Source organism: Nocardia sp. NRRL S-836 (assembly GCF_001279525.1).
Lineage (GTDB): Bacteria > Actinomycetota > Actinomycetes > Mycobacteriales > Pseudonocardiaceae > Lentzea.
This window is the reverse complement of sequence record NZ_LGDY01000164.1, coordinates 1-14,459: the sequence shown is the minus strand read 5'-3', so window position 1 is coordinate 14,459 and position 14,459 is coordinate 1. Positions and strand designations below refer to the sequence as shown.

Below are 14,459 nucleotides of genomic sequence, written 5' to 3'. Positions count from 1 at the left end.
CGGCTTCAGTGGTCCAGGTAGGCGAGCACGGCCTGCACGCGCCGGTCACCCGCCCCGTCCTCGCTGTTCAGGCCGAGCTTCAGGAAGATGTTGCCGATGTGCTTGTGCACGGCTCCGGGGCTGACGACGAGCCGGTCGCCGATGGCCGCGTTCGACAGTCCCTGCGCCATCAGCCCGAGCACCTCGCGCTCGCGCGGTGACAACCCGCTGAGCGCGTCGTCGGACTTGCGGCGCACCAGCAGTTGCGACACCACCTCGGGGTCGAGTGCCGTGCCGCCCGCGGCCACCCGGTGCAGCGACTCCAGGAAGTCCGCGACCTTGCCGACGCGTTCCTTCAGCAGGTAGCCGATGCCGCCGGACGTGCCGGCCAGCAGTTCCTGCGCGTAGCTCTGCTCGACCCACGCCGACAGCACCAGCACCGCGAGCTTCGGGTGCCGCTTGCGCGCCTCGACCGCGGCCCTGAGGCCTTCGTCGGTGAACGTCGGCGGCATCCGCACGTCCACCACGGCGATGTCGGGCTCGTGCTCGGCCACGGCCGTGAGGAAGTCGTCCGGGTTGTCCGTCGCCGCGGCCACGTCGAGGCCCTCGTTGCGCAACAACAGCGTCAGCCCCTCGCGGAGCAACGCGTCGTCTTCGGCGATCACGATGCGCATGGTCACTTCCCAATCGGTAGCACGACGGTGAGCACGGTCGGGCCACCCTCGGGACTCGACACGGTAGCGGTGCCGTCCAACGCCCCGACCCGCCCCCGGATACCTTCCAGCCCGGTGCCCTGCTTCTCGTCGGCACCCCCCTTGCCGTCGTCGTGCACCACGACGGTGAGCCGCTCGCTGTCCACCCCGAGGCTGACCCACGCGTGCCGGGCCCCGCTGTGCTTGGCCACGTTCGTGAGCGCCTCGGCCACCGCGAAGTACGCCGCCGCCTCCACCGCCGCCGGCAACCGTCCGAGGTGGTCGGCCTGCAGCATGCACGGCACCGGGCACCGCGCCGCCAGCGCCTGGATCGCGCCGTCGAGCCCCAGGTCGTCCAGCACCGGCGGGTGGATGCTGCGCACGACGTTGCGCAGCTCCTCCAACGCATCACCCGCCGCGTCCTGCGCCCTGATCAACGCCTTCAACGCGTTGTCCGGGTTCTGGTGCAACGACCGCTCCGCGATCCCGAGCATCATCACGACCCCGACCAGCTTGTTCTGCGTGCCGTCGTGCAGGTTCCGCTCGATCCGCCGCAGCTCCGCCCCGTGCGCCTGCAACGCCGCCGCCCGCGTGGCGACGACCTCGGCCAGCCGCGTCTCCAGCGAGGCCCGCGGCGGCGCCAGCAACTTCTTCGCCCACCGCGCGTCCACGTCCGCGAGCCGCGGCAGCTGCGTCAGGACGAGCGCGAGCACGAGCGCGATCGGCACGCTCAGCGACGCCTTCGCCCACGAGTCGATGTGGATGCCGAAGGAGTTTTCGATCCCGCCGGGCACCACCCACCACAGCAACGCCGCCACCGGCTGCTGCACGAGCGACCCGGGAATCGAGATGGCGATCGACCCGAACACCGTGCCGACCAGCGCGTGTACCAGCAACCACAACCCGTCGCGCCGGCTCGCCGGGTCGGCCAGCACCCGCTGCGCCCGGTGCAGCCACGGCCCGTCGAGCGGCTCCTGCTCCCGCACCCCGGTGCCGGTGTACCGCGCGAGCCGCCACCGGTCGACGTCCACGATCCTGCGGATGAGCGGAGCGGTGACCGGCAGCAACGGCAGCACGACCACGGACAGCAGCAACACGCTCAGCGCGAGCCACGCGGCGATCGCGGTCAGCAACCCGGTCGCGAGGTAGACCAGCGCGGCCCAGATCCGTTTCATGCGTGCAAACGTAGCCACCCGGCCGGTCCGTTCGCGGTAGAGCAGGCTCCACTCCCCGGCGGCCACCCCTCCTCCCTGCCTCTGGCCGACACCCGCCCACCCCCGCGCTTCCTCATTCGGCGGGCGGGGATGACCAGGTGTTCAGGACATGAGAAGAGACGGGGCCGGGCGTGGATCAGGACAACGACCACCCGAAGGAGTGACGGCCGGAGCGGTCCGCCGAGGTCAGACCGCCTCCGACCCCGCCGCCTCCGACCTCACAGCCTCCGACCTCGCCGTCTCCGACCTCACAGCCTCCGACCCCACCAGGGCAGGGGCTCAGCCCTCACGCCACCCGTTCGTGATCGGCAACCGCCGGTCCCGCCCGAAGGCCTTGTTCGAGATCTTCGTCCCCGGCGGGTACTGCCGCCGCTTGTACTCGGCCTTGTCCACCATCCGCAGCACCCGGTCCACGAGCTCCGGCTCGAACCCGGCGGCCAGCAGGTCGTCGTACCCGCGGTCGCCTTCGACGTAGTCGTCGAGCAGGTCGTCGAGGAGTTCGTAGTCGGGCAGCGAGTCGGAGTCGACCTGGCCGGGGCGCAGTTCGGCCGACGGCGGCTTGGAGATCGAGTTCTCCGGGATGGGCGGGGTCTCGCCGCGCTTCTCGGCTTCGGCGTTGCGCCAGCGGGCCAGGTCCCAGACCAGCGTCTTCAGCACGTCCTTGATCGGCGCGTAGCCGCCGACCGCGTCGCCGTAGATGGTCGAGTAGCCGACGGCGAGCTCGGACTTGTTGCCGGTCGCGAGCACGAGGTGGCCGTGCTGGTTCGACAACGCCATGAGCAGCATGCCGCGGCATCGGGCCTGGATGTTCTCTTCGGCCAGACCGGTGAGCTTCAGCTGTTCGACGTACACGGACACCATGTCGCCGATCGGTTCGGTGGTGAAGTGCAGGCCGGTGCGCGCGGCCATGTCCGACGCGTCCGAACGGGAGTGTTCCGACGAGTACGACGACGGCATCGAGACGCCGTAGACCGAGTCGGCGCCGAGGGCGTCCACGGCCAGTGCCGCGACCACGGCCGAGTCGATGCCACCGGACAGACCGAGCACAACGGACCGGAAGCCGTTCTTGTGCACGTAGTCACGCAGACCGGTCACCAGCGCGTGCCACACCTCTGCCTCATCGGACAGCGGCTCGAACACGCGCGGTGCGGGCAGCGGCTCATATGCCGGAACAGCGTCCGAAACGAACACCCGGCGCACGTAGAAGTCGCCGACCTGCCCTTGCTCCCGCGATGCCGCGGACTCCGGCAGGTCGAAGTCGACCAGCATCAGGTGCTCGACGAACTGCGGCGCACGCCCGATCAGCTGGCCGTCCGCGCCGACGACCAGCGAGTCGCCGTCGAACACCAGCTCGTCCTGGCCGCCGACGAGGTTGCAGTAGGCCAGCGGGGCGTGGGCCTCGGCGGCGCGGCGGGCCACCAGGGGCAGCCGGGCGTCGTCCTTCTTGCGCTCGTAGGGGGAGGCGTTCGGTGAGACCACGAGGTCGACGCCGGCGTCGCCGAGCGCGGTGATCGGGCCGCCGTCCTGCCACAGGTCCTCGCAGATCACCATGCCGACCTCGACACCGTTGATCCGCACGATGTCCAGTGAGGACCCCGGCTTGAAGTACCGGCGCTCGTCGAACACGCCGTAGTTGGGCAGGTGGTGCTTCGACTGCCGTGCCACGACACGCCCGCCGTGCAGCACCGCCGCGGCGTTGCGCGGGCCGACGGAGTCGTGCTCCAGGTAGCCCACGACCGCGGCCACCGAGCCGAGGCCCGCGTCGTCGAGCGAGACCGCCAGCGCCTCCAGCGCCTCGGCGGACGCGCGGGCGAAGGACGTGCGGATGGCCAGGTCCTCGACCGGGTAGCCGGTCAGCACCATCTCGGGGAACACCACGAGGTGGGCGCCGCCCTCACGGGCTTTGCGGGTCCACTCCACGACCAGCGCGGCGTTGCCGGAAAGGTCGCCCACAGTGGCGTTGACCTGGGCGAGCGCGATGCGTAGCTGCGGCATGTGCTCATCATCTCCCATACCATCGGGCTGTGGTCCGTCTCTTGAGCGTGTTGCTCGTCATTCCCCTGCTGGCCTCGTGCACCTCGATCGTCGGAGGGGATGCCAAGCCCGGCGTGACCTTCGAGAAGCCCGGCCCGGCGGGCACCGTCCCCGCGGGCCTGGAGAAGTTCTACGGGCAGCAGCTCGCCTGGCAGGACTGCGCGCCGTTCGCCACGACCGGCTCGAGCCGGCAGGCCTACGGCACCAAGCGCGACGTCGAGTGCACCCGGCTGGAGGTGCCGCTCGACTACGCCAAGCCCGAGGGCGACACCATCACCATCGGCGTCCTGCGGTACCGGGCCACCGGCCAGAAGATCGGCTCGCTGCTGACCAACCCCGGCGGGCCCGGCGCGTCCGGCATGGCCTCGGCCGCGGGCATGGTCTCTGACTACCGCAAGACCGACCTCGCGAAACGGTTCGACCTGATCGGGTTCGACCCGCGGGGCATCGGCGCGAGCGAGCCGGCGGTCAGGTGCCTGTCCAACTCCGAGCGCGACGCGGAGCGGCTGGACCTCGACATCGACACTTCTCCGGCCGGAATCGCCCAAACGGAGCAGGAGAACAGGGCGTATGCCGAGAAGTGTGCCGCCGGGACAAAATTCGGTGCGTCAATGCTCGCCAACATGGGCACGCGGGACGTAGTTAAGGACATGGATGTCCTTCGCTCTGCGCTCGGCGACGCGAAGCTGAGCTACGTCGGCTACTCGTACGGCACCCGCATAGGCACCGAGTACGCCGAGACCTTCCCCCAGAACGTGCGCGCACTGATCCTCGACGGCGCCGTCGACCCGACCCAGGACCAGCTGCAGTCGCTGGTCGCGCAGGGTGCCGGCTTCCAGAAGGCGTTCGACGAGTTCATCAAGTGGTGCCGCGAGAAGGACGACTGTCCTTTGAGCGGTGACGCCAACACGAGCTTCCGGCAGCTCACGACGCCGTTGATCGCCAAGCCGGTCGACGTCGGCAACCGCAAGCTGTCCTACAACGACGCGATGACCGCGGCCATCCAGGCGTTGTACTCCGAGCAGCTGTGGCCGCTGCTGCTGCAGGGGCTCAACGAGCTGAAGAACGGCAAGGGCGCGATGCTGCTGCGCCTCGCCGACGCGTACTACGACCGCGACGACCAGGGCGGCTACTCGACCATCACGGACGCGTTCAGCGCCGTGCACTGCGTCGACGACCCGCGGCTGACCGACCGCAACGCCCTGCTGGAGACCGCCCGGCAGTACAAGGCCGCCGCGCCGTTCCTCGACGACGGCAACCCGCCCGGTGCGGCGCTCGACGCGTGCGCGTTCTGGCCGGCACCGGTGTCCGCCCGCACCGGCCCGCCCAAGGCCGACGGCATCCCGCCGCTGCTGGTCATCTCCACGACCGGTGACCCGGCCACGCCGTACGAGGCCGGCGTGAACCTGGCCAAGGCGCTCAACTCGCGGCTGCTCACGTTCGAAGGCGTCCAGCACACCGTGTTCCTGCAGGGTCAGCCGTGCGTCGACGCGGCGGGCGTGAAGTACCTGATCGACCAGACCCTGCCCGCCGACGGAACCCGGTGCGCCCCATGACGAAGCGGCGGTCCCGAGTCACCGCGGCCCTGTTCGCCCTGATCGTCGTTCTCGGCACGTCCACGTCCTACGCGCGCATCGACGGCAGCGCGGTCGCCGCGCGCAAGGGCATCGAACGCTTTTACGCGCAGGCGTTGTCGTGGGGCGCGTGCCAGCCCTACGCGACCGATGCGAAGAGCAAGGGCCTGTTCGAACGCGAAGGCATCCAGTGCGCACGGCTGTACGTACCGCTCGACTACGAGAAGCCGGACATCGGCACGATCACGATCGCGCTGTTACGTCGGCCCGCCGCCGAGCAGCAGCGCCGGGTCGGCTCGCTCGTGGTGAACCCCGGCGGTCCGGGTGGTTCGGGCATGACGCACGTCGCGAACATGCAGCCGAACAACCCGGTCGGCAGGCGGTTCGACGTGGTCGGCTTCGACCCGCGCGGCGTCGGGGCGAGCCAGCCGCGCGTGCAGTGCCTCACCGACGCCGAACGGGACGCCCAGCGGCTGCGGCCCAGGGGCGAGAACGCGAGCCAGACGGAGTCGGAGAACAGGTTCTTCGTCGACAAGTGCGCCCAGCGCAGCGGCATCGACCTGCTGCGCAACGTCGGCACCCGTGACGTCGCACGGGACGTGGACGTGCTGCGTGCCGCGCTGGGCGAGAAGAAGCTGACCTACCTCGGCTACTCCTACGGCACGCGCATCGGCACGTTGTACGCCGAGATGTACCCGCGCAACGTGCGCGCGATGGTGCTCGACGGCGCGGTGGCCGTCGACGGCGACAAGGTGGACGCGGCGGCCCGCCAGGCGCAGGGCTTCGAGCAGGCGTTCCAGCGGTTCGCGGGCTGGTGCGCGCAACGCGACTGTCCCATCGGGAAGGACACGGGCGTCGCCGAGTCGAAGTTCCGGCAGCTGATCGAGCCGCTGAAGAAGGCACCGCTGGCCGTCGGCGACCGCAGGCTGTCGCACTCGGACGCGAACACGGCGATCATCCAGGCGATGTACAGCGACCGGCTGTGGGAGACCGCGCTCAAGGGCCTGCAGGAGCTGCGCGCCAACCGCGGCACCACGTTGCTGCAGCTCGCCGACCAGTACCTCGGCCGCGCCCAGGACGGCACGTACTCGCGCATCCAGGACGCGTTCGTCGCGATCCGCTGCGTCGACGAACCGCCGGTCAAGGACCGCGCCACGCTGGAGTCCAACCGCCGCAGACTGCTGGAGATCCTGGGCAACGACACCGTCCCCACCGACGACGCCGCCCTCGGCCCGTGCGCGTTCTGGCCCGCTCCGCACACGTCGGAACCGCATCCGCCGAACGTCACCGGGCTGCCGCAGGTGCTCGTCATCTCGACCACCGGCGACCCGGCCACGCCGTACCAGTCCGGTGTGGACCTCGCGGCCGCACTGGGCGCGCGGCTGCTGACCTACAACGGCAACCAGCACACGGCGTTCCTGGCCGGCATCGGCTGCGTGGACGGGGTGGCGACGAACTACCTGGTGGAGCTGAGGTTGCCGGAGACCGACCCGGTCTGCTGACGGCCGGGCAGGAAGACCGAGCCCAGCGCTCCGAGCGCGCAGATCACCGACGTGATCAGGAAGATCTCGTGGTACTCGGTGAGCAGCGCCTCGGTGAGCCCGCGCTGGTACTCGGCGAACTGCCGCTGGAACTCGGCGGGCTCGACCCCGAACGGCAGCGGGGTGGCCAGGTCTGCTGTGAGCTCGCGGAAGCGGTGCAGTCCCCACGCGGACAACGCCGCCACGCCCACGAGCATGCCCGTCATGCGCGCGACGACGACGAACGCCGACGCCACCCCGTGCCGGATCGGCGGCACGACCCGCAGCACCGCACCGGACAGCGGCGCGATCACCAGGCCCAGCCCGAACCCGGCGATCGCGAGGTCCCGCGTGAGCACGAGCCCGCTGACATCCGCGGGCCACCGCGCGATGAACACGTACGACACCGATGCAATCGCCAGACCGCCGAACGACACCCAGCGGTCACCGACCCGGCCGGCCAGCAGTCCACCCAGGACCGCACCGACCGGCAGCGCCACGAGGAACCGGGTCAGCAGCGTCGCCGCCGCGGCCGAGTCCCGCCGCAGCACCGTCTGCGCGAACAGCTCCACGTCGACCAGCGTCACCATCAACGCCGCACCGGCCGCCAGCGACACCCCGAGCACGGCCCAGAACGGCCCCCACCGCACGCCCTCGGGGTCGATGAGCCGCACGGCGGCACGGCGTTCCCACCCGAAGAAGCCCGCCAGCACCACCAGGGCCGCCCCGAGCACCGGCCAGCCCCACGACGGCAGCACCGACTCGGCGGGCTTCGGGTTGTACAGGGCCACCACGAGCAGCGACAACGCCACGGCCAGCAGCACACCGCCGACGACGTCGATCCGAACAGGACGCCGTGTGTTCGGCACGGTCCGTTGCACGATCACCATCGCGATGACCGCCAACGGCACGTTGACCCAGAACACCCACCGCCAGCTCTGCGGCTCCCACGCCTCGAACAACGGCATCGCGTTGAACAGCGACGCCACCCCGATGCCGTAGAGCGTGCCGAGCACCGACCCGAGCTCCTGCGCCGCACCCACGGTCCCGAGCGCGGCCGACCGCTTCCCGGCCTCCCACAGGTCCGCGACCAGCGCCATCGTCACCGGCAGCAGCGCACCGCCGGCGAGCCCCTGCACCACCCGGCCGAGCACCAGCAACGGCACGTCCGCCGCCAGCGCCGTCACCACGGACCCCACGAGGAACCCGAGCAGCGACACCTGCAGCACGAACCGCCGCCCCAGCCGGTCCGACAGCTGCCCGAGCAACGGCATGCCCGCCACGTACCCGAGCAGGTACCCGGTGACGATCGGCGTGGCCTGCTCCAGCTGGTTCACCGCGATGCCGAGGTCGCGCACCATGTCCGTGAGCACGCCGACGACGACGTACGCGTCCAACGCACCCAGAAGCACGGCCGCGCCGGACGCGGCGAGGGCTACTTTGCGCACGTTATGCGGGTGCCGTCACCGTGACGGGCTTGTTGAAGTCCTTCAGCCCGACGTCGACCTTCTGCCCGCCGGGCAGCTCGAACAGCGCGTTCTTCAGCATCGAGTCCTTGTCGATCGAGAACGTCGCCTTCACGTCCGCGGAGATGCCGGGCACCAGGCCCGCGGCCACGTCCTTCGGCACGGTCGCCTCGACCACGGACACGTCACCGGACGACTTGGTCTTCGGGTCCTTCGCCGCGGCCAGCACCTTCGCCACGCCCTTGTCCGGGTTCAGGATCGCCGACGGGTCGTACACCTGGCCCGCGAACGCCGCCGGCAGCTTCGTGTACCCGCCGGTCGGGCCCTTGAAGTGCAGGTTCCCGCCGGTCAGCACGTACTCGACGGACAGCAGCTGACCCGCGAAGGTCACCTTCGCGTTGCCCTTGGACTCCCCGGCCGAGGTGAGGTCGCCGTCGGCGTCCTTCACCGGCACGTCCGGGAGCTCCCCGTCGACCTTGATGGAGAAGTGGACGCTCGACACCGAGCGCATCGCCTCCGCCGATTTCGAGAGCAAGGTCGCACCATCGGGGAGATCCCCGCCTGAGGTGCAGCTCGTGAGCAGGGCGAGTAAGCAAACCGACAACCAACGGGCGGACATGCGTTGATCGTAGAGTCCCCCCAGGCCTTAGGCTGCGCGTTATGGACCGCCAGCAGGAGTTCGTGCTCCGCACGCTCGAGGAACGCGACATCCGGTTCGTCCGGCTCTGGTTCACCGACGTCCTCGGCTTCTTGAAGTCCGTGGCGGTCGCACCCGCCGAACTGGAAGGCGCCTTCAGCGAGGGCATCGGCTTCGACGGCTCCGCCATCGAGGGCTTCGCGCGCGTCTACGAGTCGGACATGGTCGCGAAGCCGGACCCCGCCACGTTCCAGGTGCTGCCCTGGCAGACGCCGGAGGGCAACAACTACTCCGCGCGCATGTTCTGCGACATCACCATGCCGGACGGTTCCCCGTCGTGGGCCGACCCGCGCCACGTGCTGCGCAGGACGCTGTCGAAGGCCAGCGAGGCCGGGTTCACCTGCTACGTGCACCCCGAGATCGAGTTCTTCCTGCTCAAGGACCTGCCCGGCGACGGCAGCGAGCCGGTCCCCGCCGACAACGGCGGGTTCTTCGACCAGACCTCGCACGAGACCGCCACGCACTTCCGCCGCCACGCCATCGAGGCGCTGGAGGCCATGGGCATCTCCGTCGAGTTCAGCCACCACGAGGGCGCGCCCGGCCAGCAGGAGATCGACCTGCGCTACGCCGACGCGCTGACCATGGCCGACAACGTCATGACGTTCCGGTACGTGGTGAAGGAGGTCGCGATCACGCAGGGCGTGCGCGCCTCGTTCATGCCCAAGCCGTTCTCCGACCAGCCGGGCTCGGGCATGCACACCCACCTGTCGCTGTTCGAGGGCGACCGCAACGCGTTCTACGACGAGGAAGACCCCTACCAGCTCTCCGACATCGGCAAGATGTTCGTCGCGGGCATCCTCAAGCACGCGCGCGAGATCTCCGGCGTCACCAACCAGTGGGTCAACTCCTACAAGCGCCTGATCGTCGGCGGCGAGGCCCCCACGGCCGTGTGCTGGGGCCACGCCAACCGCTCCGCGCTGGTCCGCGTGCCGATGTACTCGCCGGGCAAGTCGTCGTCGCGCCGCGTCGAGGTCCGCACGCTGGACTCCGCGTGCAACCCGTACCTGGCGTACTCGGTGATCCTGGCCGCCGGCCTCAAGGGCATCGAGAAGGGCTACGAGCTGCCGCCGCCCGCCGAGGACGACGTGTGGTCGCTGACCGACCGCGAACGCCGTGCCGCGGGCTACGCGAACCTGCCGCAGAACCTCGGCGAGGCGCTCACCGAGATGGAGAACTCGGAGCTGCTCCCGGAAGCGCTCGGCGAGCACGTCTACGACTTCTTCCTGCGCAACAAGAGGACGGAGTGGGACGCGTACCGTCGTAGCGTCACCCCGTACGAGTTGCGCACACTTCTTCCCGTGCTGTGAGGCCGCTACGTTGCTCTCCGTGACTGAGGTACCCGAGTTCCAGCCGACGATCTGCGCGTGCACGGTCGCCACGGCCGCGGAGCTGCCCGCGGTGAAGGTGCTGTCCAGCTCCTTCCTCGCGGAGCACCCCGAAGGCAGGTTCGTCGCGCTGGTCGTCGACGCGCAGCCGGAGCACGTCGGTCCCGGCCTCATCACCCCGCTCGAGATCGGTGTGTCCGAGGTCGAGCTGCACGTGCTGGCCACCGAGCTGGACGCGGCGGGGCTGAAGGCGGCGGTGCTGCCGCGCTTGCTGGAGGCGTTGCTGCAGCAGGGCATGCCGGTGCTCTACCTCGACCCGTGGGTGCAGGTGTTCGGGTCGGTCACGAAGCTGGTGCTGGAGGCGTTGCGCACGGCGCCGGTCGTGCTGCTGCCGCGCACGCTGCGGCCGCTGCCGGACGACGGGTTGCAGCCGGGACCGTGGGAGCTGCACGAGCACGGCGCGTTCGACCCCGGTTTCATCGCGGTCGGACCCGGTTCCGAGCCCTACCTCGGTTCGTTGGACATGCCGGCGATCGTGCCGCACCACGTCGTGCGTGACGCACGGGTCGGACTGTCGGTGTGGAACGTGGCCGACCGGCCGCTGCACCGCTCGGAGTCCGGCTCGCTGACCGTCATCGGCGAGGACCTGCTGACCGTGCACTTCGCGGGCTTCGACCCGCTGCGGCCGTGGATGCTGTCGGCCGAGTTCGTCGAACGGCCGCGCGTGCTGCTGTCCGAGCACCCCCTGGTCGCCGAGCTGTGCACGGCCTACCGCGCCGAGCTGGTGCGCTGCGGGTGGACCACGGCCCCGGTGCCCTACCGGTTCGGGACGTTGATCGACGGCACGGTCATCCCGTCCGAGCTGCGCGCCGACTACCGGGCCACCTCGCCGACACCGCTGCCGGCGTTCGGCGCGGACGGCGGTGGCGGGTTCCTCATCTGGGCGTGCGAGCAGACCGAGCAGGGCGGCACGCGCTGGGCGGACGCCGTGTGGCGCGCCGACCCCGCGTTGCAACAGCAGTTCCCGGCGCCGTTCGGCGCGGACTTCGAGGCCTGGCGGGAGTGGTGCGCCGGTGCCGGTGTGGCCTCCGGGCGGCTGCCCGTGCCCGCCGTGCCGCAGCCGCGGACCGAGGGCCCGGCGCTGCTCGACCAGCTCGGCGTGTCCGTCGTCGGCAGCGGGCCGCTCGCCGAGCTGGTGCTCGCGGCCGCGCGGGCGTCCGGGCTGCCGGTGTCCGACTCCGCCGGTTACCCCGTCGTCGTGCGCACGTCCGACGAGGAGGTGCCGGACGGGCGGTTCGTCGTCGACGTCGCGCTGGACGCGTCACCGGCCGACGACCGCACCGGCGTGAACGAGCTGTGGGTGTCGTCCGAGGCGTCACGCGCTGCCGCGGAACGCCCCGGCGGACCGGTCGTGCGCGTCGTCCCGGTGCCCGTCCACGACGTGGGAGCGCGTGAGCACGAGGCCGGCTCGGTGGTGGTGTTCGCGGCCATCGCGGACCACGCGCTGGACAGGCCGGGCAACGTGCTCGGCGTCGTGTCGGCGTTCCTGACCGCGTTCCCGGACCGCACCGACGTGTCGCTGCAGATCGCGGTGACCGGTGCGTACGACCACCCGGAGGCCGCCGAGCGGCTGCGCCTCGCCACCTCCTCCGACCAGCGGATCTCCCTGGCCGAGGACTTCGACGTGTGCCAGACGGCCGACGTCGTCGTGTCACTGCACCGCGGCGGCGCGGACGACCGGATCGCACTGCGCCTGGCCGAGCTCGCCGTGCGCGGGATCCCCGTGCTGGCCTCCGACCACGGCGCGGTGGCCGAGCTGTTCGGCAAGACCGCGGTGCTCGTGCCGTGCCACCAGGGCGCGGAACCCGACGTGCAGGCGGCCGCGAAGCTGATGCGGTCCCTGGCCGACGACCTCGGCACGGCGGCGGCACTGGGTGTTGCCGCACGGGAGCACGTGCTGTCCGTGCGGTCCGTCGCACGCGTTGGCGAGATCCTCCGCGAGCGCGTCGAGCACTCTTACCGGGGGTGGCGGGCACGCCGGCCGAAGCCGCGGCCCGAGATCGACCCGCTGCTCGCGCTGCAGTCGGCCAAACACGCCCTGCTGCGCCAGCCCGACGTGGGATCCGCTCACCGCACGCCCATGGCGCCCGCGCTGCGCAAGGTCATGCTGCGCGCGCTGGACCACTACGACAACCACATGCGCGAGGTGCTCCACACCCTCGTCGACGGCGTCGAACGCACGGTGTCCGAGCTGGTCAACCGGCAGGACGCGTTGCGGGCCGGTGTCGGCGCGGGCGAGCTGGAGCTGCTGCGCGCCGAGGTCGACCAGGTCGCCGCACGGCAGTCGCACTTCGGCGACCAGCTCGTCGGCGTGGACGACGGCGTGGTCAGGGTCCGCGCCGACCTGGCCGGTCAGGGCCGTCGGCTGCGCGAGATCGAGGACGCGGTCGTCGCCGAGGCGGCCAAGCGCGCGAAGACCGGCGACGTGCTGGCCGAGCGGATCGACAAGCTGACCGTGGCGCTGGACCGCACGCTCGACCGGATCGACGCCCTGGAGTCGCGGGTCGTCGAGGTCTTCCGCGAGCGCGACACCCGCCTGGACGCCGTCACCCGTGCCGCTCACCAGGCACAGCAGACCGCGGACGCGTTGCGGCGCGTGGTCGTGCGCCAGCACGAGACCTCCGCCGACGTGCCGGGGGTGCGCAGCTCACTGGTGCTGTGCGACGCGGGCCTGCTGCGGCTGCCCGCCGACGACGCGTTCATGCTGCCGCTGCTGTCGTCCAACGGCGTGTGGGAACCGGACCTCGCCGAACTGCTGGACGCGCAGATCGAGCCGGACGGGATCTTCCTCGACGTCGGCGCGTACGTCGGCTACCACTCGGTCCGGGTGTTGTCACGGCTCGGGCTGATGGGCGCGGTCGTCGCCGTCGAGCCCGATCCGGGTGCCGCCGCGTTGCTTCGGCACAACGTGACGGCGAACCTGCCCGCCGCGGTGGCCGCGCGGATGACCGTGATCGAGGGCGCCGCGTGGGAGAGCACGGGCGAGCTCGCGGCCGCGCCGACGCTGACCGGCGGTGTGTCGGTGGTGCCGTTGCCGGCCGACGCCGGTGCGGACGTCCCGCGGGTGCGGGCGGTGCGCCTGGACAAGGAGCTCGACGAGATCGCCCTGGCGCAGGGGATGAAGCTCTCGGTCGTGCGGGTCGACACCCCCGGACGCGGTCATCGCGCACTGGCCGGGCTGGTCCGGTTGCTGCGCAGGGACCGGCCGCAGGTGTTCCTGGAGTTCTCCGCGACCGCGACCGCCGACTTCGGTGACGATCCGGTGACGGTCCTCAAGGAGTTCGGCATCTGGGGTTACGACCTGGTGCCGCTGGCCACCCGTCAACCGGCCGCTCCCGAGCAGATCGTGCGGGCGATGGAGGGTCTGCGGTCGGTCACGTTGTGGCTGCGACCGCGTCCGGTCGGCGCCAAGCCGACGGCTCCGCCGCCCTCCGTGCCGATCAAACAGCCCGCTGACCAGGCGATTTGACACCGCCCGTCCCGGTGAGTAACTTTCTCCGGGTCGCAAGCGAGACCCCCGGAACGAGCGGTTGACACTGCGGATCGGGCCGGGTAAGGTTTCACGGCGTCAAACCCCCAGAAGTAAATGAACGGCCTACCGGGCTGTCCGGGATCTGAAAATGATCCCGATTTGACACCGGAAAAGCCAGTCGGATAACTTCTGAACCAAGCAAAAACTGAATGCGAAGCGAGTTTGCGCCGCACCGAAGAAGCCAAAACGGCCGATTTGACAAAGCGAAAACGAACGAGCTAAGCTTTCGACACAAGCCCCGAGAGAAAGTCTCCGGAAACGGAGATCGGATCCGGTGAGCGCGTGTTCTTTGAGAACTCAACAGCGTGCCGATAACACAGCCAGTAATATGAATACTCCTCGTCAGGAGTATTCCTTTGAGTAGCT

At 70.5% G+C, this 14,459-nt stretch carries 9 protein-coding genes; 4 read left to right on the top strand and 5 right to left on the bottom strand.

Annotation, left to right across the window (positions count from 1 at the left end):
- Nucleotides 1–5 precede the first annotated feature (5 nt).
- From ADL03_RS41955 to ADL03_RS41945, 3 genes are all read right to left on the bottom strand, one after another.
- A complete protein-coding gene (locus ADL03_RS41955; RefSeq protein WP_053739229.1) occupies nucleotides 6–653 on the bottom strand; it encodes a response regulator transcription factor in 648 nt (215 codons plus the stop codon).
- A 2-nt stretch (nucleotides 654–655) separates the two neighbouring features.
- Complete coding sequence (locus tag ADL03_RS41950) at nucleotides 656–1,846, bottom strand: sensor domain-containing protein (RefSeq protein WP_053739349.1); 1,191 nt, start codon at nucleotides 1,844–1,846, stop codon at nucleotides 656–658.
- A 318-nt stretch (nucleotides 1,847–2,164) separates the two neighbouring features.
- Complete coding sequence (locus ADL03_RS41945) at nucleotides 2,165–3,880, bottom strand: NAD+ synthase (RefSeq protein WP_053739228.1); 1,716 nt, start codon at nucleotides 3,878–3,880, stop codon at nucleotides 2,165–2,167.
- Nucleotides 3,881–3,909: 29 nt separating this feature from the next.
- On the opposite strand from ADL03_RS41945, the gene ADL03_RS41940 reads away from it, so the two are divergent.
- Both ADL03_RS41940 and ADL03_RS41935 read left to right on the top strand, forming a co-directional pair.
- The gene (locus ADL03_RS41940; RefSeq protein WP_082373986.1) at nucleotides 3,910–5,475 is read left to right on the top strand and encodes an alpha/beta hydrolase; all 1,566 of its coding nucleotides are present in this window, start codon (nucleotides 3,910–3,912) and stop codon (nucleotides 5,473–5,475) included.
- Entirely contained in the window at nucleotides 5,472–6,995 is a 1,524-nt protein-coding gene (locus ADL03_RS41935; protein WP_063798894.1) for an alpha/beta fold hydrolase, read from the top strand. The genes ADL03_RS41940 and ADL03_RS41935 overlap by 4 nt, the downstream gene beginning before the upstream one ends.
- On the opposite strand, the gene ADL03_RS41930 is transcribed toward ADL03_RS41935, so the two are convergent.
- Entirely contained in the window at nucleotides 6,950–8,461 is a 1,512-nt protein-coding gene (locus tag ADL03_RS41930) for an MFS transporter (RefSeq protein ID WP_053739227.1), read from the bottom strand. The two genes, ADL03_RS41935 and ADL03_RS41930, sit on opposite strands and share 46 nt — an antisense overlap.
- A 1-nt stretch (nucleotide 8,462) precedes the next feature.
- Nucleotides 8,463–9,014 carry an LppX_LprAFG lipoprotein gene (locus ADL03_RS41925; RefSeq protein WP_197289130.1) on the bottom strand — a complete coding sequence of 184 codons (552 nt, stop codon included), beginning with the start codon at nucleotides 9,012–9,014 and terminating at the stop codon, nucleotides 8,463–8,465.
- Nucleotides 9,015–9,139: 125 nt separating this feature from the next.
- Between ADL03_RS41925 and ADL03_RS41920 the strand changes: the two genes are divergently transcribed.
- Both ADL03_RS41920 and ADL03_RS41915 read left to right on the top strand, forming a co-directional pair.
- Nucleotides 9,140–10,483, top strand: a complete 1,344-nt coding sequence (locus tag ADL03_RS41920) for a glutamine synthetase family protein (RefSeq protein ID WP_053739225.1) — start codon at nucleotides 9,140–9,142, stop codon at nucleotides 10,481–10,483.
- A gap of 19 nt (nucleotides 10,484–10,502) precedes the next feature.
- A complete protein-coding gene (locus ADL03_RS41915; RefSeq protein WP_053739224.1) occupies nucleotides 10,503–14,030 on the top strand; it encodes an FkbM family methyltransferase in 3,528 nt (1,175 codons plus the stop codon).
- Nucleotides 14,031–14,459: the final 429 nt, after the last annotated feature.